This is a genomic window from Bradyrhizobium guangdongense (assembly GCF_004114975.1).
Lineage (GTDB): Bacteria > Pseudomonadota > Alphaproteobacteria > Rhizobiales > Xanthobacteraceae > Bradyrhizobium > Bradyrhizobium guangdongense.
In genome coordinates this window covers 6,411,401-6,431,437 of the sequence record NZ_CP030051.1, presented here as the reverse complement: position 1 = coordinate 6,431,437, position 20,037 = coordinate 6,411,401, and the positions used below count along the sequence as shown (strand labels likewise).

The window sequence follows — 20,037 nt, the reverse complement described above, 5'->3', positions numbered from 1 at the left end:
ATGCACGTCTCACAGATCCGTCTTTTGCGACGCCTGCCGGATCACAATCCTCCTTTGCGGAACACGAGCGGCTCGCTCGGCTTGAATGACCCGGTCACGTCGCCGACGAGGTCGCCGCCCTCGTGCACGAGGTCGAGCTTGCGCACCGGAGCACCCGCAGCAAAGTCCAATCCATCGAGGCGAACCCATACGATGTTTGGGCTGAGCACTGACTCGAAGAAGTAGATGCGGTCGGTGGCGTCCGCGACCGCGCGCCAGATGGTGTGCGACAGATCCGGATGCCTGGCGTCCGAACTGCCAAAGGGCTGGGCCACATTGCGCGCGATCGAGAGCACGCCGGCGACGGTCTCGCGGTAATTGCTCGGCTTGGGCAGGTGCTGCCGATAATAGGCCGCGCGGACGAACCGATCGGCTGCCTCGGTCGTGCCGGGCAATCGTTCCGTGCCGCCGAAGCCCTGGTAACGCTGCAGGTTCTTCAGTTGCTCGGCGAAGGGCGGGTCGTTGGTCATGACCGTGTAGGAGCGGTCGTGATAGACGTGAGGCGTGCCGCCGGTGATCTCGATGATCGCGGAATCGCCGCTCGCATCCGCCAGCGACAGGTGAATGGTCACGGCCATGTCGGCGCCGGCGACCACGAAGGAGGTGGGGACGATCTGGAAATCGCGCTTCTCGGTCGCGGCCACGGCTTCGGCGACGGTCGCGAAATTGTCGAGCATGTACTGCGTCCACAGGCTGAGCGACAATCCCGGCACGCCCTGATCGCGCTTGCCGTAGTCGGAAGCGGCGAGCCACAATGCGTTGGCGATCAAGCCCTTCTCGTTGATGCCGTCGGCTGTTCCGACGTCGTAGGAGGAGGCGGCGACGCTGCCGTATTTGGATGTCCAGGTAATCGAATTGTCGTCGCCGCTGAGGCCACCGCGCGCAATGCCACGTGGAAAGGCCCACAGGTTGGAGCGCATGTCCTCAACCCAATCGAGGTTGCGGGCAACCACGACCGACTGGCCATTGTCGGCCCAGAGTACGCGCGAGCAGGCCGCGGCAAGACCGGTGCCCGCAAACGTCAATATCACCGCCCACGCGAGAGTGCGGCTCCGAAAGGAAGTTTGGATCATGACGTCGTCCGCCTTCATGTTAATCACCAGCCAAACAATGTTGGGGCCGGCGGCACGCGAACGTCATTGATCCTTGTCAACACTAAGGTTGCTTTTTATACATTCATCAACCGCAAGGGCGCGCGCGGACCGCTTTTATTGCCGAGTTCGGGGCACTCTCGAAAGCCGAACTCGACGAGGTGACGGCCACGCGAATCGCGGCTGGGCAATCAATCCTCCACCGGCAATTCATGACCGTGCGCGTACCACTCTGCGCGTGATGCCCATTGGACATGGCGGTCAGGCGTTGCGCCGAGCGGTTCGTCGAAGGCTCCGGCATGAATGATGGCCTCGCGCCCGCTTCGCGTCAGATGCGGCATCGGGCTGCCGCAGATCTTGCAGAACGCGGTGGCAAAACTTCGCGCGTCGGGCAGATCGAAGCGTGCGACGGATGTTTCGCCCCGCAACCAGCGCAGTGCGCCGGCCTTGACGATCACCTCGCAGGAATGCGCAGTCCCGGTCGCCTTGCGACAGCGCGAACAATGGCAATTGAGGAAACGGTCGAACGGACCCTCGACCTCGAATGCGACTTCGCCGCACAGGCAGCTTCCCCGGAACATAGCCATGTCACCTTCCCTTTGCGGCGATGGTTGCTCCGCGGCCTATCAGACCCTTCCGGCCGGCAATTCTCAAGGGGGTGTTGGCAGATCCGGCACGCTCACGCGAATTGCGCGATGCCGTGACCGACGGACCAGTTCTCCGCGGGCGCATCGAGCACGTTGACGAAGACGTCCTCGGGACGGATGCCCGGGTTGTCGCCGAGCAGCTCTGCGATCCTTCGATACAGCGCCTTCTTCTGCTCGGCGGTGCGCGAAGCGAACACGGTGATCTGGATCAGCACGGCATCGTCGCTGCGGTTGACGCCGTAGGCATTGCCGCAGCGGAAGTTCGTTGGCGAATATTCGCTGATGGTCATGAACTCGTCGCCTTCAGGCACGTTCAGCGCCTCGCGCATGGCGCGATAGAGACCGTCGAGGATCGCCTTTCGGTAGGCGTCCGGCTTTCCGGCACGCATCGAGATATGAAGGAGGGGCATCAGCTGGTTCCTTTGCATGCGGGCCCGATCGGCAGGCGCATCCAAGCACCAACCGTTCGGCCATTGACGAAACGGGCCATCAATCCCAGTTAATTCTTGACACGATGTCTAGAAATCACGTTCTTGACGTGATGTCAAATACCAGGGGGCACCACTTGAGACCGCGCGAATTCGATCACGACGATGTCCTGCGAATCGCATTCGGCCAGTTCTGGCGCAAGGGCGTGCGCGGCACCTCGCTGTCCGACATTGCGCGCGATGCCGGGGTCCAGCGCGGCAGCCTCTACAATGCCTTCGGCAGCAAGGAGGCGCTGTTCCTCCAGGCCTATGAACGCTATGCCGGCGATTATCTCGCCGCCCTGCAGAAGGCGCTCGGCACCGGCTCACTCCGTAAACGCCTCACCGCGTTCTTCGATCTGACCATCACCAATTTCCGGTCCGGTTCACCGCCACGCGGCTGCCCGACCACACGCGGCCTTATGGAGCTTGGCGCGGCGGAAGGCGAGGGACTCGACGAGGAGGCGCGCAAGGCTTTCGCAACTCTCATCTCGCGCATCACCGCGCTGGTTCAGGATACGCTGGTGGCGGGCGCCGAACGCGGCGAGTTCAGCGGCCATCCCGCAGCCGCGGCGCTGCACATCATCACGGTGACGCGCGGCCTTGCCGTGCTCGAGCGCGCCTACGATGACGAGCCGCAGTTGCGCAGGATCGCCGCTCACACGATCGACCTCGTGCTCGGCAAGACCGGGCGTTAGCAGACCGCAAGCGCGTTGACGGCCCGAGTGGCCGCAACTTCCTGCTCGAGGCCGACGAGCTGGCCGATGACAATTTTGAGTTCGCCAGCCTCCTTGCCGCGCGCCAGGGCCAGGAGCCGCATCAACTCACCCTCGTCCTTTGACAGCTTCCGGCACGACGGCGGCATGAAGCACAGCTCGCAAGGACGTCCGCTGCGCAGGATCCTGACCAGCGCGGCCACGCGGGCGACCAGCAACGGACTGTCGGAAATGCCGGGCGCTTCGTCGGCGAAGCGATAGGCCGCCTCCCAGCAATCGGAGGCGCCGGTCGCATAGGCCGCGCCGATGAATCGGAACAGCGAAAGCGCGACGCGACAGAATTCATCGCAGCCTTCGACACTTCGCGGCTTGTCCTGCGTCATGCGGCGATCTCGTCAGTGCAAGGTGGGGCTTCCGACGAACCAGCTCTGCATCGTCATCGTCCGCGCGACGTCGAGCGGACGAATTTGTCGATCCGGCAAGATGAGACCGGCCATGCGGAAGATTGTCGCGAGCCCCCTGACGGGCACGAGCGCCCAATCGGCGCCGACCGGCGGCAGCCAGCACTCGAACTGCTGGCGTGCGACTTCGATGCGCTCCTCTTGCGCAGCCGCGATCGCGCGCAAGATTCCGTGCTCGCTGCCCGACATCTTCGGGCAGGTGGGACAATGAACCTCGATGGGCGTATGTGCCGTGCACGCAAAGATCTCGACGATGGCCTCCAGCGAAGGCACGGCGTCGCCGACGCGAAAATGGTCGTACACATGCTGAATATCTGCCGCGGTCGGAACTGCGGTCCCGCTGCGCGCCTTGGCACGAAATCCCCAGATGAGGAGCCGCTCTGCTGCGCACAACGCGGGAAAGGAGAGCGTCCTGGTGTCCGTCGATCGATCCATGAATCCTCCGGCTGCTGGCTGCGCTCTGTGGTGATCGTTCTGCCAGCGGCACGCGCAAGTCAACGCCGCGAAGGGCGATATCGAGGTCTTCTAGAATTCGAGCAGTGGCCCCGCGCGCCGATCCATGCGACAGACCCTGCAAGAGCTCGTGTTCAACGAGCCCGGTTTTTTGAACCGTTCAAATCAGGGAACCGGGACGGGAGCTCACGTCGGCCACGCCCATTTCACCGCGACCTCCTGCTTCAAAGCGTGCGCGCCGTACCATATTGCCGCAGACGCCGGAAACAAGCGTGGCGCATGGCCTGATTTACGACGCCTTAAGGCGGGCCAAGGCATATCGAATCCATTCGGGCGATGGTCGGGTCGCCCCCGCTTGATTGCATGCGGCGCGCGCTGGCGGCTTGCCTTTAGAGAGAGAAACTGTGCTCAACCAGATTTCGATCCGAACAAAACTTCTGAGTGCCGTACTTGCGATGGCCGTGGCAATCTGCTGCGTGACCGGCATCGCGCTGTGGTCGATGTACCAGCGCATGTATCAGGACAGGGTCAACGTCCTGAAAGCCATGGTCGACGCCGGCTACAGTCTTGCGGAAAAATTCGAGGCCGCTGCGGTCGCGGGACAATTGACCCGCGACGAAGCTCAGGCCCGCTTCAAGGATGCGTTGCTCAAGATCCGATATTCGGGCGACGAGTATCTGTTTGCCCATACCTATGATCAGGTGGGCTTCGCTCATCCCAGCCCGAAATTGATGGGCAAGGACGTCTCCGGCATCAAGGACAGCAACGGAGTTCCCGTTATCCCGGCGCTCCTCGACATCGTGCGCAAGTAGAACGAGGGTACCTACGCCTATGACTGGCCGCTGCGCCAGGACGATCCGAAGACGGCGGTGAAGCTGTCCTACGTCAAGGGTTTTGCGCCTTGGAAGATCTTCATCGGAACCGGCGTCTTCGTCGATGACATCTGGACCGACTTCATGGCGATGGTCTGGAAGATCCTCGGCATCATCGGACTGCTCGCGTTTCCGGCGATCGGTTTGGTCGGACTGGTCGGTTTCGCCGTCAGCCGCAGCATTCGCGGCGTCAGCACGGCGATGCAGGCGCTGGCCGATGGCGATCTGTCGATCGACCTCCCCGAAGCGCAGCGGGCCGATGAAGTCGGGCAGATGGCGCGTGCCACGACATATTTCCGCGACCGGATGGCCGAGAGCGAGAAGCTGCGCGCCGAGCAGGAGCGATTGCGCTCGGATACCGCCGCCCAGCGCAAACAGGACATGTACCGTCTCGCCGATGATTTCGAGCACGCGGTCGGCGCAATCATCGAAACCGTCTCGCAGGCGGCAGGCAAGCTCGAGACCTCGGCGGACACTCTGACGTCGAGCGCCGACAGATCACAGGACCTCGCCAAGACGGTGACTGCGGCTTCGGGCGAGGCTTCGACCAACGTCCAGTCCGTCGCGGCCGCGACCGAAGAACTCAGCTCCTCGATCACGGAGATTAGCCGACAGGTGCAGACGTCGGCCCGCATGGCCGGCGAAGCCGTCGCGCAGGCGCACAAGACAAACGAGCGGGTCACCGAGCTGGCGAGAGCTGCCAGCAGCATTGGTGACATCGTTGCGCTTATCAACGGGATCGCGGCGCAGACCAATCTGCTGGCGCTCAACGCCACCATCGAGGCCGCGCGGGCGGGCGATGCAGGCCGCGGCTTCGCCATCGTTGCTTCGGAGGTGAAACTGCTGGCCGAGCAGACGGCCAAGGCGACCGGTGAGATCAGCGAGCAGGTCAGCGGAATGCAGGCGGCAACCGGCGAGTCCGTCGCCGCGATCAAGGAGATCGGCAACACGATCGGCGGCCTCTCGGAAATCGCGTCTGCAATTGCCGCAGCCATTGAGGAGCAGGGCACGGCCACGCAGGAGATCTCGCGCAACATCCAGCAGGCTGCGCATGGCACCCAGCAGGTGTCCGCCGGTGTTTCCGACGTGCAGCGCGGCGCGTCCGAGACGGGGGCGGCGTCATCTCAGGTCCTGTCAGCGGCTCGGTCGCTCGCCGCCGACAGCGCAAGCCTGAAGCAGAAGGTCAGCTCGTTCCTTACCTCCGTCCGCGCGGCCTGAGCAGGTCCGCGCTTCGGGGAACCGAAAGGCTTAAGGCTTCGCTAAGGAGGTCGGGATAAAATGGCATATCAGCCCCGCCCAGTCCTTGCGAGCTCCGATGATTTTCTCCCGCATCAGTTTCAAGCTGGTCCTCATTGTCGGCATCAGCCTGCTCGGCATGATCGCGCTCGTGCCGATCGCGCTGTCGACCCTGCGCAGCCAGATGGTCGCCGACCGCCAGGCCAAGACCCAGCACATGGTCGATGTCGGCTACGGCATCCTGGCGCACTATCAGAAGCTCGAGAGCGACGGGAAACTCCCGCGCGAGCAGGCGCAGGCAGCCGCGATGGCCGAGATCAAGAGCCTGCGCTACGACAAGGTCGAGTATTTCTGGATCAACGACATGACCCCGAAGATGGTCATGCATCCGATCAAGCCCGAGCTTGACGGCAAGGATCTCGCCGGGATGAAGGACCCCTCGGGCAATGCGCTGTTCCTCGGCTTCGTCGACGTCGTCAAGAAACAGGGCGCGGGCTTCTACAGCTATCTCTGGCCGAAGCCCGGCTTCGAACAGCCGGTCGGGAAAATCTCCTATGTGAAGGGCTTTGCCCCCTGGGGCTGGATCATCGGCACCGGCATCTATCTCGACGATGTCGACGCCGTGTTCCGCCAGGATGCAATGACGTTCGGGCTCGTGTGCCTCGCGGTGTTCGTGCTCGTGCTTGGCGCCTCCTTCGCGATCGGCCGCAGCGTGACCCGGCCGCTCGCGACGATTACCGGACTGACCGAGCGCCTCGCCGCCGGCGACAGCGCGTTCGAGGTGCCCTACACCAACCGTCGCGACGAGGTCGGCGGGCTCGCCAAGGCGCTGGCGGTGTTCAAGGACAATGCCGCGGCCGTGGGCCGGATGCATGCCGAACAGCAGGAGACGAAGCAGCGGGCCGACGACGAGAAGCGCAAGACCATGGCCGAGCTCGCCGGCAGGTTCGAAGCGAGCGTCCAGGCCGTGGTCCGCGACGTCTTCAGCGAGGCGCGCGCGATGCAGCAGGCTGCGCAAGGCATGTCGGAAACCGCGAACAAGGCGACCGACCGCGCCAGCTTCGTCGCCACCGCCTGCCAGCAGGCCTCAAACAATGTGCAGACGGTAGCCTCGGCTGCCGGGCAGTTGTCGGCCTCCATCACTGAAATCAGCCAGCGCGTTGCGCAGGCGGCAACCGTCGCCGACAAGGCTGCCGCCGACGGCCAGCGTACCAACGACACCGTGCAGGGGCTGGCCGCGGCCGCCCACAAGATCGGCGAGGTGATCGACCTCATCAACCAGATCGCCTCGCAGACCAATCTGCTCGCGCTCAACGCCACCATCGAAGCCGCGCGCGCTGGCGAGGCCGGCAAGGGATTTGCCGTGGTCGCGAGCGAGGTGAAGTCGCTGGCGAGCCAGACCGCCAAAGCGACCGACGAGATCGGCGCCCAGATCACCGCGATCCAGGCCGAGACCAATCAGGTCGTCGGCAACATCGAGAGCATCCGCGCCACGATCCTGGAGGTCAACGAGATCTCCTCGTCGATCGCAGCCGCGGTCGAAGAGCAGGGCGCCGCCACACAGGCCATTGCCCACAGCGTGCAGGAAGCGGCCTCCGGCACCGACCAGGTCTCGCAGAACATCTCCGGCGTCACCGACGCGACCGCGGAGACGGGCCAGGCCGCGGGCCTCGTGCTGCAATCGAGCGGCCGCCTGACTGAGAAGCTCCAATCGCTGGAGAACGAGGTCAGCGCCTTCGTTGCGGGCGTGCGGGCGGCGTAGGTTCTCCGCCTTCCCGCTTTGCTCCGTTTTTGCGGGGAGAAGGGGAGGAAATCTCTTGGCGCGGGCCCTCACCACCGCCACATCGCCTGAAGCCGGTAGTAGTCGAAACTGCGGCCGCCGGCGTCACGGATGTACTGGCCGGCATAGATGTGCGCATAGAGCGCGTGCAATTGGAGGAAGCGGTTGGCCTCCCAGGTCATGTCGACCTGGCCGATCTGCGCCACGTCAAGCGCCTTCGAGCCCTTTGCGGTGATCAGCGTTCCGATCGGACCATAGACGGAATCGGCCACGGCGACCTTGCGAACGAAATTCCAGTTCGCTCCGAGCACGAGACCCGGGGCGATCAGCATCTGCGCGTAGGGCTGGATGTTGGTCGCATTCGAGACCGAGAGCAGCGACATTTCGGAGATCACGCTGGCCGCCGGATAGGCGCCGGTGAAGTTGTGAAATGCGCCGCTGTTGAGATTGTCGTCGCCGGAGGCGTAATGCGCGCGAACCCCCAGCTTGGGCGTGACTTTGCGGCGGAGAAAGTCGCGCGGTGCAAAGCGGTAGCCGACATCGCCGAATGCGCCATAGGCGGAGATGGCTGCCGAGCCGAACGAGCCCCACTGGTAGGTTGCCTCGCCGATCAGCTCAAAACCCCGGACACTGGACGCGATCCGGGCGCCTCCGCTCCAGCGATCCTCGGCCGCCGTTCCCCGCGCGTAGGTCACGCTGGCCTGCTGCCGGCCATACACGTAAGCATCGACCGCCATCGGAATTCCGAACGGGCTGCGCACCGCGGCGTAGCCGCCGCGAAAATATTCGCTGTTCAAGGTGGCGTCGTCGAAACTGCCGGGCAGGATGTTGACGGGATGCGCGGCGAAGGCGCGCAAGGTCAGCATGCGATCGTTGTACTCGGCAAGGAAGCCGTCGAACGATCGCCTGATATTGGTGGGATCGCGGACCGACAGCCAGCGGGAATCGCCGAGATAGAGCTCTTCGCGTCCGCTCCGCACCATGAAGTTGCCGCCTGCCATCGGCAGGACGACGTCCACGAAACCCTGGCGCAGGTCCGGCGCGCTCTGGTCGTAGGCGCGCTGCACCGGGCGACCGCCCTCATGAGAAGTATCGAACTGGACGAAGGTCCGGAACACCTGCCCGATGTGAAGATCGAAATCGAGCAACAGCCGCTCCTGGTTCGATGCCCAGTCAAATCCGCTCTTCCCTATCCCGAACAGATAGGGGCTGTAGCCGTCGAGCCGGTAGCGCGCTTCGCCGCCAAGCGAGAGCCAGCTGCCTGGCAAGCCCGGCAGCGGAATGTATTTGATCTGCTCCCAGGCATCGCGTTGCCGCTTGTTCGCGAGATAGGAGTAGTCCTCCTGCCAGCGATAGAGACGGAATGGCTTTGCTTGGGCGGCGGAGACCTCGACGGCTTCGTCGTCCTCTTCGTCCTGCGCGCGGGCGGGCACCGCGAGTGAGGCGAACAATATTGCCGAACCGATAAGTCCGACTGCGAGACGGCGCGCGATGCCGCGACACGGCACGCTGCTCTCGGGGTGCAGCTTCGCGAACCCCGGTGATTTCGATCCGCCGGGCCCGCACGTGATCCGTCTTCGACACTGCAACGCAACCATCAACGCCCCCGCTGCGCCGCCATCCAACTTATGCGGCACCACGATCCCTCGCTCAATTTTTTCTGGGAACAGAGCATCCCCAGCACGAACTGCAATCGCGATCTTGGTCGTAGCTTCCGCGCAGTCCTGGTCGGCACGCGGATATTCCGGCTCGCGGGAGCCGCCGCTTGCGACCGGCTTTGTTGCCCTTGACGTCTGGCACTAAAGTGCAGAAGCAGGACAATCGAACCCGTCGATCCGCCACGCGGGCCATGGAGATCTCCGAATGTCGTTCTCTAAGCTGCTGATCGCCAATCGCGGCGAGATCGCCATCCGCGTCGCGCGTGCCGCGGCCGATGCCGGCATCGCGACGGTTGCGATCCATCCCGCCGACGACGCGCTCTCACTGCACGTGCGTGTAGCCGATGAGGCGCTCGAAATTCCCGGCCGCGGCGCGCGCGCCTATCTCGACATCGAAGCTGTGGTAAAGGCGGCGACGAGTGCCGGTTGCGATGCAGTGCATCCCGGTTATGGCTTCCTCAGCGAGAACGCGGCGTTTGCCAAGGCCTGTGCGGATGCGGGCCTTGTCTTCGTCGGACCGAAGCCGGCCGCGCTCGAACTGTTCGGGGACAAGGTCGCGGCCCGGCAACTCGCGAAGCGTTGCGGCGTGCCTGTGATCGCCGGCACCAGCGGGCCGTCGTCGCTCGATGAGATCACGTCGTTCTTCAACTCGCTGGGCAGCAGCGCGGCAATCGTGATCAAGGCGATGGCCGGCGGCGGCGGCCGCGGCATGCGGGTGGTGGAGAATGCGAACGATCTTGCGGAAGCCTATGCGCGCTGCCAATCCGAGGCCAAGGCGGCGTTCGGCTTCGACGGTGTCTATGCCGAGCGGCTGATCCGACAGGCGCGCCACATCGAGGTGCAGATCATCGGCGATCATCACCGGGCGATCTCGCATCTCTGGGAGCGCGAATGCACCATCCAGCGCCGGCACCAGAAGCTGATCGAGGTGGCGCCGAGCCCCTCGCTGAGCGATGGCTTGCGCGGTCGCATCATCGAGAGCGCGAAGCAGCTCGCCGCGGCTGCGGCTTACGACAATCTGGGGACCTTCGAGTTCCTGGTCGACGGCTCCGCCGAGGACAGCTTTGCCTTCATCGAGGCCAATCCGCGGCTCCAGGTCGAGCATACCGTGACAGAGGAGGTGCTCGGACTTGATCTCGTTCGCGCCCAGCTCGCGGTCGCATCAGGCGCGACACTCGATTCGCTCGGTCTGGCGCAGGCGTCGATCCCAAGACCGCGCGGCTATGCCATGCAACTGCGCGTCAACATGGAGACGCTTGACGTGTCAGGCGCGACGCATCCGACCGGCGGCGTGCTCGCCGTGTTCGAGCCGCCGTCCGGCCCCGGCGTCCGCGTCGATAGCTTTGGGTATGCCGGTTACAAGACCAGCGCGGCGTTCGACTCCTTGCTGGCCAAGGTCATCGTTCATACGCCGGGTGAAGGCTGGCATGATATCGTCGCCAAGACCTCGCGTGCCCTGCGCGAATTCCGCATCGAGGGCGTCGTCACCAACATCGCCTTCCTCCAGGCCGTGCTGGCGCATCCCGATTTCAGGACCAACCGCATCGCGACCGATTTCATCGATCGCAACATCGCCAAGCTGGTCGAGTCGGCGGACGGTGCAGCCAAGCCGCTCTACTTTGCCGCGACCGAGCACAGAGGCACACACACCGCCGAGACGCACGTTGTGGAAGCCGTGCCTGAAGGTGCCGTGATGGTCGCGGCCCCGTTGCAGGGCACCATCGTCACCATTCAGGTGAGGGAGGGCGAGGTCGTCCGTCCGGGCCAGCAGCTCGCCGTGATCGAATCCATGAAGATGGAGCATCTCGTCATGGCTGAGCAGGGCGGCCGTGTCATGAAGCTGACCGCCGGTGACGGCGTCACGCTGCTGCATGGCGAGCCGATCCTCTATCTTGAGCCGCTTGATGTTGCCGCCGACGCATCGGCAGCGGAAGCCGATGTCGATCTCGATCACATCCGTCCCGATCTCGCCGAACTGACCGCGCGCCAGGCCAACACGCTCGATCAAAATCGGCCGGCCGCGGTCGAGCGCCGCCGTAACACCAATCAGCGTACCGCGCGCGAGAACGTCGCCCAGCTCGTCGACGACGGCTCGTTCATGGAATATGGCAGCCTCGCCATCGCTGCCCAGCGCCGCCGACGCAAACTCGACGATCTCATCAAGAACACGCCGGCCGACGGCCTCGTGATGGGCGTTGCCACCGTCAACGCCGAAAAGTTCGGCGCGGACGCCGCGCGCTGCATCGTCGTGGCCTATGACTACACCGTGCTCGCGGGCACGCAGGGCCACATGAACCACAAGAAGATCGACCGCATGCTCACGCTTGCAGAAGACTGGCGCGTGCCACTGGTGTTTTACGCCGAAGGCGGCGGCGGCCGGCCCGGCGACACCGACCGGCTCGGCATGACCGGCCTCGACGGCCCGTCCTTCGTGCAGTTCGCAAGGCTTTCCGGCCTCGTGCCTGTCATCGGAGTCGTCTCAGGCTATTGCTTCGCCGGCAACGCCGCAATGCTCGGCTGCTGCGACGTCATCATCGCCACCAAGAATGCCTCGATTGGCATGGGTGGCCCGGCCATGATCGAAGGCGGCGGTCTCGGCGTCTATCACCCGGCGGAAGTCGGCCCTGTCTCGTTCCAATCGCCGAACGGCGTGATCGACATCCTGGTCGAGGACGAGGAAGAAGCTACATCGGTTGCGCAGAAATATCTGTCCTATTTCCAGGGCGCGGTGACGGAGTGGGAGGCCGCCGACCAGCGGCTGCTGCGTCGTGCCATCCCCGAGAACCGGCTGCGCGTCTACGACATCCGCGGTGTGATCGATCTCGTCGCCGACAAGAACAGCGTGCTGGAGCTGCGCCGCGACTATGGCGTCGGCATGATCACCGCGCTGATCCGCATCGAAGGCAAGCCGTTCGGCCTGATCGCCAACAATCCGCGACATCTGGGCGGCGCCATCGATGCCGATGCCGGCGACAAGGCCGCGCGCTTCCTCCAGCTCTGCGACGCTTTCGATCTGCCTGTCGTCTCGCTCTGCGACACGCCCGGCTTCATGGTCGGCCCGGAGGCCGAGAAGACCGCGATCGTGCGCCACGTCTCGCGCATGTTCGTGACAGGCGCCAGTCTCACCGTGCCCTTGTTCGGCATTGTGCTGCGCAAGGGCTATGGTTTGGGGGCACAGTCGATGATTGGCGGCGGCTTTCACGCCTCGTTCTTCACCGCGGCCTGGCCGACCGGGGAGTTCGGCGGCATGGGTCTGGAAGGCTATGTCCGTCTCGGCTTTCGTAAGGAGATGGAAGCGATCACTGATCCCGAGGAGCGCGAGACCTACTACCGCAACAAGGTCGCCGAACTCTATGCCAACGGCAAGGCGGTCTCGATCGCCTCGGTCTTCGAGATCGACAACGTCATCGACCCCGCCGAGACGCGGCGCTGGATCATCGCGGGGCTGCGGTCGGTGCCCAAGCCGCCGGCGAGGACGGAGAAGAAGCGGCCTTGTATCGACACGTGGTGAGGGCAGTGCAGCAATAGCTGCATCCCGGTTCCCGATTGACATCCCAGCCTGAGGTGCCAGACTTTGCACAATAATACAGGGTGGAGACGTCCGCGATGGCCAGCCTTTCGGCCTCGAACCATGTCGCCCGCGTCATGTCCGTGGCCAATCATGTGGCCGACGTCGACACCTCCTCGCGCATCGAAAACTCCTGGCGGCGCTGCCTGATCAGCCACAAGCTCGACCCCGCCCGCCAGGGTCCGCCGCAGACCCTCACCGAGGCCGAGATCCGTCACGTCGCCGAGCCCCTGGAAGAGACCATCCGGCTGCTCACGCCCGAGCTCGACGATCTCGCCCGCGTGCTGCGCGATGCGGGCTATTGCGTCAATCTGGCTGACGCGAACGCGACCATGCTGTTCAGCCGTCTCCCGGGCGAGGCCGACGCGCGGATGTTTCTGGACTGGAAGATCTACACCGGCTCGAATTTCGCCGAGACCTTCGAGGGCACCAACGGACTTGGTACCGCGCTCGCCGAGCAGAAGCCGATCCTGGTGCATCGCGACGAGCATTTCCGCGCGCAATGGCACATGTTCTCCTGCGCCGTGGCGCCGCTGTTCGACCACGACGGCCGTCTCGCCGGCGCGATCAACATCACCTCCTGCCGCGAGGACCTCGAACGGGCCGCGCATCAGCTTGCGCTGGCGGTGACGATGGAGGCGACACGGCGGATGGAGGGCGCGATCTTCCGCGACCATTTCCGCAACGCCTGGATCGCCACCGTGCCAGGCGATGGCGGCAGCGGCCTGCTCGCCTATGACGAGGACCGCCGCATCGTCGGCGCCTGCCGCTCGGCGCGGGCGCTTCTCGGCCTCACCGACGGCCTGATCGCCTCAGGTATCGATCTGTCGCGCTACATCAAGCTCGACCATTCGCACCATGCCGACGACATCCTCGAGATGCGCCGCGCCGATGGGCGTCCATTGGGCCAGAGCCATGTCGCCCCGCCGCTGTGCGCAAAGGCTGCGGCGTTACGTCGTGATGCGCCCGTCGATCGCTTCGATGCCCTGCACCGGCTCGCCGGCCGCGACCCCGGTCTGATCAGGAGCGTGAAGCGCCTCCGGAGCATCGGCGATCACAATCTGCCGGTGCTGCTGCATGGCGAGACCGGCGTCGGCAAGGACGTGTTCGCCCGCGCGATTCATGCCGCGAGCAACCGCGCCCGCAGCAACTACGTCGCGCTGAATTGCGCGGCGATGCCCGAGAGCCTGATCGACGCCGAGCTGTTTGGTTACGAAGCCGGCGCTTTCACCGGCGCGCGCCGCGACGGCTCGAAGGGCCTGATCGTGCAGGCGGACGGTGGCACGCTGTTTCTCGACGAGATCGGCGACATGCCGATCGGCTTGCAGACGCGGCTCCTGCGCGTGCTGGAGAATCGCGAGGTCTGGCCGCTCGGTTCGCTCAAGCCCGTCGCCGTCGACATCCGCCTGATCAGTGCCACCCATCGCGACCTCGGCCGCATGGCGGAGGAAGGGGCTTTCCGCGCCGACCTCTATTTCCGCCTGCGCGGCATGGAAGTGCGGCTGCCCGCCTTGCGCGAGCGCGTCGACCGCGATGACATCATCCGGCAGGTTGCCCGCGAGGAGGCGCCGAACTGCCGGCTCTCGCAGGAGGCTTGGGCGCAGTTGGTGGCCTATCCGTTTCCCGGCAACATGCGCCAGCTTCGCCACGCGCTGCGGCTGGCCGGCTGCACGGCCGAGGATGGCGTCATCATGGACGCCGATCTCGATCTTCCGCCGTTCGGTGGGCGGACAACGGAGATTGATCTCGAAGCGGCCGAACGCGCAGCGATCATTGAGGCGCTGCGCAAGAACGGCGGCCGCGTCACGGAGGCTGCCCGCGCGTTAAAGCTCAGCCGCGCGACGCTGTATCGGAAGATCAAGCAGCTGAAGATCGACACCGCGCAATAGGGCTCAATCGCAAGCGGCGATGGGAAAGGGTATCTCTCCGCCGGCCCGGAATCGTAAGGTGGGCAAAGGCGCACTTGCGCCGTGCCCACCATCTCTAACCGAGTGTTGACGTGCGTGGGCACGCTTCGCTTTGCCCACTCTACGATACTGTATTCGCGGCGGGGGGCGCTGTTTACGAAAAATCCGTCCAGCTCAAATGCCGTGAATCGAGATCGCCGACTGAAACAGTCTCGCGGATTTCCTGCGGCGTGTGGAAACTGCTGCGCAAATACACCAGCGGCGCCGCCGCGGCCGAATGCGTCGCACGACGCACTTCGCCGACGAAGATCGAATGCGTCCCGGTCTCGAACTCCTGCGCCAGCGCGCAATCGAACGCGGCGACGGCGTCGGTCAGAACCGGCGCGCCCGTGACGCCGCGCGTCCATTGGCCGAACGCAAACCGGTCATCGCCATTGACGCCCTTCTGGCCGCTGAAGGTCAGCGCCAGCAGCGCGTGATCCTCGTGCAGGAAGTTGATCGCGAACGCGCCTTCCTCGCGGATGCGGGCGTGAGCGCTGGCATTGCGGTTGACGCAGACGATCAGCGAGGGCGGATTGTCCGAGAGCGAGCAGGCCGACGTCACCGTGAGCCCGGTGCGCTTGCCATGCTCGGCGCCGACAGTGACCAGCGCGACCGCGCCGGCACATTGGCGCATCGCCTGCTTGAACTCTTTGGCGTCGACGGTCACGCGGACATCTCCGAAAATAGTAGCGGGTGCGACACGTTCGCGCCGCACCCGTGTCAGGTCAAGCTGCCTTCTTCGCGGAGCCGAGATGCTTCAGGCGCGGCATCACCTCGTTCTTGAGCAGCGCGAGCGAGCGGTGCCAGGCTTCCGGCTTGTGCTTGTAGTCGAAGCCGAACACGCAGAGCACGCCGAAGCCGCCGACCTCGTCGTAGATCTTCTCGATCTTCTCGGCGACGGTCGCCGGCGAGCCGACGATCCAGTTCCGCTTGGCGCAATATTCGACCGTGACGTCGCTGTCCGGCACGTCGGGGGCGTGCTTCAGATAATCCTTGAAGCCGAAATGGCCGAGCAGCGGCAGGAAGTACTCGCTCATCATCCGGCCCATCATGTCGCCGGTCGAGAGCTTCCAGGCTTCCTCGTCCGTGTCGGCGACGAACACCTCGCGCACCAGCCGCCAGTCCTGCCGGTTCGGCTTGCGGCCTGTTTTCGCAGCGCCAATCTCGACCGAATCCCAATGACTGGAGACATAGGCCGGGTTGAGATTGAGGCTCATCGGAATGAAGCCGCGCTCGCCCGCAAGCTTCAAGGTGTCCGAGTTCTTGGACAAGCCTGCGACGCCGATCGGCGGATGCGGCGCCTGCAACGGCTTGATGTGAGGCTTGAGGAAATCGAACATGGTGTCCGGCTTGCTCACCGTCCAGAATTTGCCCTTGTGGGTGAACGGTGCCGGCTCGGTCCATAGCTTCAGGATGATCTCCAGCGCCTCGCGGGTCATGTCGCGGTTCTGGCCGCTCATGCCGTCGACGTTGAACATCGCCCAGTCGCTCGGCAGGCCGCTCGCCGCGACGCCGAAATTGAGCCGACCCTCGGAGAGATGGTCCAGCATCGCGACGCGGTTGGCGAGTTCGGCCGGATGATGATAGGGCAGCAGGAAGCCGCCTGGCCCGATGCGCAGGCGCTTGGTCTGCATCAGCGCCTGCGCAATCAAGAGATCAGGCGTGGGATTGGGTTCCCAGGGCGCAGTGTGGTGCTCACCGATCCAGGCTTCCTGATAGCCGAGTTCGTCGAGCCAGCGCAGGACCTGCAGGTCCCAATCATGTCCTTCCTTCAGGCCGCACTCCGGCGGATGTGAAGGCATCGTGAAATAGCCGATCTCCATGGGGTTCCTCATCTGATGTTGACGCGTCTTGCTGCGCGTTCTCTGGCTTGAACAGGAACAGCTTCAGCAAGCGGTGTGCCAGCGCGCTTCGCGGCTCGGAGCTCGCGAGAAAAGGCTGGTTTGTCGCGGCAATTGCCGATATCCCGAGGCAGATTTGCAAGGCACCGTCTCGATGTCGTGAGACGGCGTCTTGCCGGTGAGACGAGGATAGGCGTGACATGACCGAACCCGCAAACGTCGCGGTGGACTGGGGCACCAGCAGTTTCCGGCTCTGGCTGGTCGATCGCGCGGGGAACGTGCTGGCCGAGCGTCGCAGCGGCGAGGGCATGTTGGCCGCGGCCAAGGCGGGGTTTGCAGGCGTGCTGCGATCGCATCTTGCGGCCGTCGAGGCGCCTGCTGATCTGCCCGTCCTGGTCTGCGGCATGGCCGGGGCAAAGACCGGCTGGGTCGAGGCCGGCTATGTCGACACGCCGGCGCCCTTGTCCGCGGTTCTGAAGCAGGCCGCACGGGTGCCCGGCGAGGTGCGCGACATCCGCATCCTGCCGGGCATCGCGCAGCGCGACATGAAGGCTCCGGACGTGATGCGCGGCGAGGAGACGCAATTGCTCGGCGCGCTCGGACTCGGTGCCGCGGGCGAGGCGCTGGTCTGCATGCCCGGCACGCATTCGAAATGGGTGCGCGTGAAGGACAGCATTGTCGAGCATTTCGCGACGTTCATGACCGGCGAGCTGTTCAGCGTCGTGTCGCGCGAGACGATCTTGGCGCTCGCGGTCGCCGGCGCCGACGAGGCCGAGGATATCGCGAGCTTCAAGGCGGCGGTGAAAGCCGCCTTCGATGCGCCGGCCTTCGCCGCGAATTTGCTGTTCACAGCGCGGTCGCGCCAGCTGCTATTCGGCGGCACGCCGGCTGCCGCGCGCGCGACATTGTCGGGCACGTTGATCGGCACGGAGCTCGCGGCAGGACTTTCCGGCAGCGTGCCGAAAGCTGGCATCACGCTGATTGCGTCGGGCCGGCTCGCTGCATTGTATCGTCAGGCTTTCGATGCGTTGTCGGTCAACGTGAATCCGATCGATGCCGATGAAGCGGTGCGTCGCGGCCTGTCCATGGCGGCGGCGGCGATCTGGACGGAGTAGAAGGATACTTGAGATGAGCGTTCCCTTCCCGCCGATGAAGCGGCCTCTGGTCGCGATCCTCCGTGGCGTCAAGCCCGAGGAGTCCGAAGCTATCGTCGGCGTGCTGATCGAGGCCGGCATGACCGCGATCGAAATACCCTTGAACTCGCCGGATCCATTCCGCTCGATCGGCCTTGCGGCGAAGCTGGCCCCTTCAGGCGTGCTGATCGGCGCCGGCACGGTGCTGTCAGCCGCAGATGTCGATCGCCTCAACGATGTCGGCGGCATGCTCATGGTCTCGCCGAATGTCGACACCGACGTGCTGGCGCGCGCGCATCAGCACGGCATGGTGACGCTGCCCGGTGTGTTCTCGCCGACCGAGGCCTTGCTCGCCGCGCGCTCCGGCGCATCCGGCTTGAAGTTCTTTCCGGCAAGCGTGCTCGGCGCATCCGGCATTGCCGCGATCCGCGCCGTGTTGCCCGCGGGCGTGATGATCGCCGCCGTCGGCGGCGTCTCCGACCAGAACTTTGCTGAATACATCAAGGGCGGCGTCTCTGCCTTTGGGCTCGGCTCGAGCCTCTACAAGCCCGGCATGTCCGCCACCGATGTCGCCACGCGCGCAAAGGTGACGATCGATGCCTACGATCTCGCGGTTCAAAGCGGCTGATTGCCTGGCCTTAGCCGCGCTTCGTCGACGGCACGGGCAGCCGCTCGTGGCGGCGCTGGAAGCGTTGCCAGTGCAGCACGATGCCGATCAGCGCCGCCGGCACGAAGCCGAGCCCGATCAGCCAGTGCGGCAGCTCCTTCGGCGAGATGAAGGCGATGGCGATGTCGGAGATCAGCCACAGCGCTGCGAAGATCACCGCGAAATCGGTGCGCGGACAGCGCAGATAGTAGAATACCGCGGTGATGACCACCGCGGGCGCGAGCGCGATCGCGATCAGGACCGCCGTCAGCTCCTTCGGCGTCACCGCGTCGAGCACCATCGAGGCCAGCAGCCAGATGGCGGCAAACATGGCGATGATGTCAATCGGATGCCGCAACCCAATACCTCTTGCTGGAAGGCGCTATCGTGGGAGCTCAAGCCTTCGACACCGAGCCTTCGACGTCAAGGCGCTTCCGTCAAGTAAATTACGCCTATTCCTCGTCACTTCCCGGCGTCGGCCGCAGCATGAAATGACCGAAAGCGGAGGCGATCGGCTTGCCCGGATCGTCCTGCCAGGCTCGCGCTTCGAAGGCCACGATACGCCGGCCCTGCTTCACGATCGAGACATTGGCGATTGTGTCCAGCGCCCGGCCGGAGCGTAAGTAGTTGATGGTGAGCCCAATGGGCTTCGGCAGCGCCACGATGCCGAGTTCGCGCCGCACGCCGAGGATCGCCGTGGTCTCGAGGAACGCGCCGGTCATGCCGCCGTGGATGGCGGGCAGGATCGGGTTGCCGATGACCTTCGGCGAGAGCGGCATCGTCAGCGTGCCGTCGTCGTTGACCCGAATGCCGAGGGCGCGCGCGAACGGGCTGGTGGCGAACGGGCCGTCCGGATCGTCAGGCGCTTCCAGCGTCGGAAGGCTGCGCGAATCCATCTTGCGGTCCGCCAGCATGTTGGTGCGGTTGGCGCCGATCATGAAGCAGGCAGTTGCGGTCGCCACCGGATCGTGCTCGGAGTCCTGGTAGGCGGTGGAGCGCACGAAGGCGATCGAGCGGGTGGTGCGGTAGCACACCGAATGCGCCTTGATGGCGAGGCCTGGAGTCGCCGGCTTCTGGTAGTCGATGCGCAGGTCGAGCGTTGCGATCGCGCTGGTGCCGTCGAGCGCGAGCTGCACCGCCATGCCGCAGCTCTCGTCCAGCATGGCGGTGACGACGCCGCCATGCAGCACGCCGGTTTCGGTGTCGCCGACGAAGACGGGACGATAGGGCAGGCTCGACCACGCCTCGCCCGGCGCGAAGCGGTCGAGCTGGAGCCCGCTGATATGGCCGTAATCGGAACGGCGGCCCTTGATGGCCTCGGCGAGTTCCTCGAAGGAAAGCGTGGTGGATGAGCTGGGCATGACGACGTTCTAGACCAGTGTCGGGGGCGGCGCAAAACCTCGCACGGCGGCCCTGCAATGCCGGTTTGGCCTCGACACAGCCGGCCGAAGCAACGATGGTGGGCGTCCCATCGCCCGCG

17 protein-coding genes and 1 pseudogene are annotated in these 20,037 nt (G+C 64.8%); 8 read left to right on the top strand and 10 right to left on the bottom strand.

What is annotated here, in order from left to right; translation table 11 throughout:
- Positions 1-41: 41 nt before the first annotated feature.
- The 3 genes from X265_RS30675 to X265_RS30665 all read right to left on the bottom strand — a co-directional run bounded on the left by X265_RS30675 (position 42) and on the right by X265_RS30665 (position 2,187).
- Positions 42-1,070, bottom strand: a complete 1,029-nt coding sequence (locus X265_RS30675; protein WP_244659452.1) for a linear amide C-N hydrolase — start codon at positions 1,068-1,070, stop codon at positions 42-44.
- Between the two features lie 251 nt (positions 1,071-1,321).
- Positions 1,322-1,717 (bottom strand): GFA family protein, encoded by a 396-nt coding sequence (locus X265_RS30670; RefSeq protein ID WP_128968224.1) that lies wholly within the window; start codon positions 1,715-1,717, stop codon positions 1,322-1,324.
- A 92-nt stretch (positions 1,718-1,809) separates the two neighbouring features.
- On the bottom strand, positions 1,810-2,187 hold the full coding sequence (locus tag X265_RS30665) for a tautomerase family protein (RefSeq protein WP_128968223.1): 378 nt from the start codon (positions 2,185-2,187) through the stop codon (positions 1,810-1,812).
- A gap of 155 nt (positions 2,188-2,342) precedes the next feature.
- Here X265_RS30665 and X265_RS30660 point away from each other — a divergent pair, with 155 nt between their 5' ends.
- Entirely contained in the window at positions 2,343-2,942 is a 600-nt protein-coding gene (locus X265_RS30660) for a TetR/AcrR family transcriptional regulator (RefSeq protein WP_128968222.1), read from the top strand.
- Here the strand turns inward: X265_RS30660 and X265_RS30655 are convergent.
- On the bottom strand, positions 2,939-3,343 hold the full coding sequence (locus tag X265_RS30655) for a hypothetical protein (protein WP_244659453.1): 405 nt from the start codon (positions 3,341-3,343) through the stop codon (positions 2,939-2,941). The genes X265_RS30660 and X265_RS30655 overlap by 4 nt on opposite strands.
- Positions 3,344-3,355: 12 nt before the next feature.
- On the bottom strand, positions 3,356-3,856 hold the full coding sequence (locus X265_RS30650) for a hypothetical protein (protein WP_128968221.1): 501 nt from the start codon (positions 3,854-3,856) through the stop codon (positions 3,356-3,358).
- Between the two features lie 473 nt (positions 3,857-4,329).
- Here X265_RS30650 and X265_RS41115 point away from each other — a divergent pair.
- From X265_RS41115 to X265_RS30640, 3 genes and pseudogenes are all read left to right on the top strand, one after another.
- Positions 4,330-4,785 (top strand): annotated as a pseudogene (locus X265_RS41115) (cache domain-containing protein); the annotation flags it as partial.
- A 45-nt stretch (positions 4,786-4,830) separates the two neighbouring features.
- Entirely contained in the window at positions 4,831-5,964 is a 1,134-nt protein-coding gene (locus X265_RS30645; protein ID WP_347339915.1) for a methyl-accepting chemotaxis protein, read from the top strand.
- Positions 5,965-6,061: 97 nt separating this feature from the next.
- Complete coding sequence (locus X265_RS30640; protein WP_128968220.1) at positions 6,062-7,744, top strand: methyl-accepting chemotaxis protein; 1,683 nt, start codon at positions 6,062-6,064, stop codon at positions 7,742-7,744.
- Between the two features lie 68 nt (positions 7,745-7,812).
- Here X265_RS30640 and X265_RS30635 read toward each other — a convergent pair whose 3' ends face one another.
- Positions 7,813-9,270, bottom strand: a complete 1,458-nt coding sequence (locus tag X265_RS30635; protein ID WP_164938870.1) for an alginate export family protein — start codon at positions 9,268-9,270, stop codon at positions 7,813-7,815.
- A gap of 355 nt (positions 9,271-9,625) precedes the next feature.
- Between X265_RS30635 and X265_RS30630 the strand changes: the two genes are divergently transcribed.
- Both X265_RS30630 and X265_RS30625 read left to right on the top strand, forming a co-directional pair.
- On the top strand, positions 9,626-12,931 hold the full coding sequence (locus X265_RS30630; protein ID WP_128968218.1) for an acetyl-CoA carboxylase family protein: 3,306 nt from the start codon (positions 9,626-9,628) through the stop codon (positions 12,929-12,931).
- Between the two features lie 95 nt (positions 12,932-13,026).
- Positions 13,027-14,877 (top strand): sigma-54-dependent Fis family transcriptional regulator, encoded by a 1,851-nt coding sequence (locus X265_RS30625; RefSeq protein ID WP_164938869.1) that lies wholly within the window; start codon positions 13,027-13,029, stop codon positions 14,875-14,877.
- Positions 14,878-15,049: 172 nt separating this feature from the next.
- On the opposite strand, the gene X265_RS30620 is transcribed toward X265_RS30625, so the two are convergent.
- Together X265_RS30620 and X265_RS30615 are read right to left on the bottom strand one after the other, a co-directional pair.
- Positions 15,050-15,604 carry a flavin reductase family protein gene (locus tag X265_RS30620; RefSeq protein WP_128968216.1) on the bottom strand — a complete coding sequence of 185 codons (555 nt, stop codon included), beginning with the start codon at positions 15,602-15,604 and terminating at the stop codon, positions 15,050-15,052.
- Between the two features lie 58 nt (positions 15,605-15,662).
- Positions 15,663-16,760, bottom strand: coding sequence for an LLM class flavin-dependent oxidoreductase (locus tag X265_RS30615; protein ID WP_128968215.1), 1,098 nt, complete (start codon positions 16,758-16,760; stop codon positions 15,663-15,665).
- Positions 16,761-16,978: 218 nt separating this feature from the next.
- Here X265_RS30615 and X265_RS30610 point away from each other — a divergent pair, with 218 nt between their 5' ends.
- Both X265_RS30610 and X265_RS30605 read left to right on the top strand, forming a co-directional pair.
- Positions 16,979-17,893 (top strand): 2-dehydro-3-deoxygalactonokinase, encoded by a 915-nt coding sequence (locus X265_RS30610; RefSeq protein WP_128968214.1) that lies wholly within the window; start codon positions 16,979-16,981, stop codon positions 17,891-17,893.
- Positions 17,894-17,906: 13 nt separating this feature from the next.
- Positions 17,907-18,539: a 2-dehydro-3-deoxy-6-phosphogalactonate aldolase gene (locus tag X265_RS30605; protein ID WP_128968213.1), complete on the top strand. Its 633-nt coding sequence runs from the start codon at positions 17,907-17,909 to the stop codon at positions 18,537-18,539.
- Positions 18,540-18,549: 10 nt separating this feature from the next.
- On the opposite strand, the gene X265_RS30600 is transcribed toward X265_RS30605, so the two are convergent.
- Both X265_RS30600 and X265_RS30595 read right to left on the bottom strand, forming a co-directional pair.
- Positions 18,550-18,915, bottom strand: coding sequence for a hypothetical protein (locus tag X265_RS30600; RefSeq protein WP_164938868.1), 366 nt, complete (start codon positions 18,913-18,915; stop codon positions 18,550-18,552).
- A 94-nt stretch (positions 18,916-19,009) separates the two neighbouring features.
- Positions 19,010-19,918 carry a PaaI family thioesterase gene (locus X265_RS30595; RefSeq protein WP_128968212.1) on the bottom strand — a complete coding sequence of 303 codons (909 nt, stop codon included), beginning with the start codon at positions 19,916-19,918 and terminating at the stop codon, positions 19,010-19,012.
- Positions 19,919-20,037 lie beyond the last annotated feature (119 nt).

What these genes read in the sequence shown, in the direction of transcription:
- X265_RS30645 (WP_347339915.1), top strand. Translation starts at nt 4,831, where the DNA reads ATGGCGATGGTCTGGAAGATCCTCGGCATCATCGGACTGCTCGCGTTT.
- X265_RS30625 (WP_164938869.1), top strand. Translation starts at nt 13,027, where the DNA reads ATGGCCAGCCTTTCGGCCTCGAACCATGTCGCCCGCGTCATGTCCGTG.
- X265_RS30640 (WP_128968220.1), top strand. Translation starts at nt 6,062, where the DNA reads ATGATTTTCTCCCGCATCAGTTTCAAGCTGGTCCTCATTGTCGGCATC.
- X265_RS30655 (WP_244659453.1), bottom strand. Translation starts at nt 3,343, where the DNA reads ATGACGCAGGACAAGCCGCGAAGTGTCGAAGGCTGCGATGAATTCTGT.
- X265_RS30610 (WP_128968214.1), top strand. Translation starts at nt 16,979, where the DNA reads ATGACCGAACCCGCAAACGTCGCGGTGGACTGGGGCACCAGCAGTTTC.
- X265_RS30595 (WP_128968212.1), bottom strand. Translation starts at nt 19,918, where the DNA reads ATGCCCAGCTCATCCACCACGCTTTCCTTCGAGGAACTCGCCGAGGCC.
- X265_RS30615 (WP_128968215.1), bottom strand. Translation starts at nt 16,760, where the DNA reads ATGGAGATCGGCTATTTCACGATGCCTTCACATCCGCCGGAGTGCGGC.
- X265_RS30605 (WP_128968213.1), top strand. Translation starts at nt 17,907, where the DNA reads ATGAGCGTTCCCTTCCCGCCGATGAAGCGGCCTCTGGTCGCGATCCTC.
- X265_RS30665 (WP_128968223.1), bottom strand. Translation starts at nt 2,187, where the DNA reads ATGCCCCTCCTTCATATCTCGATGCGTGCCGGAAAGCCGGACGCCTAC.
- X265_RS30650 (WP_128968221.1), bottom strand. Translation starts at nt 3,856, where the DNA reads ATGGATCGATCGACGGACACCAGGACGCTCTCCTTTCCCGCGTTGTGC.
- X265_RS30670 (WP_128968224.1), bottom strand. Translation starts at nt 1,717, where the DNA reads ATGGCTATGTTCCGGGGAAGCTGCCTGTGCGGCGAAGTCGCATTCGAG.
- X265_RS30630 (WP_128968218.1), top strand. Translation starts at nt 9,626, where the DNA reads ATGTCGTTCTCTAAGCTGCTGATCGCCAATCGCGGCGAGATCGCCATC.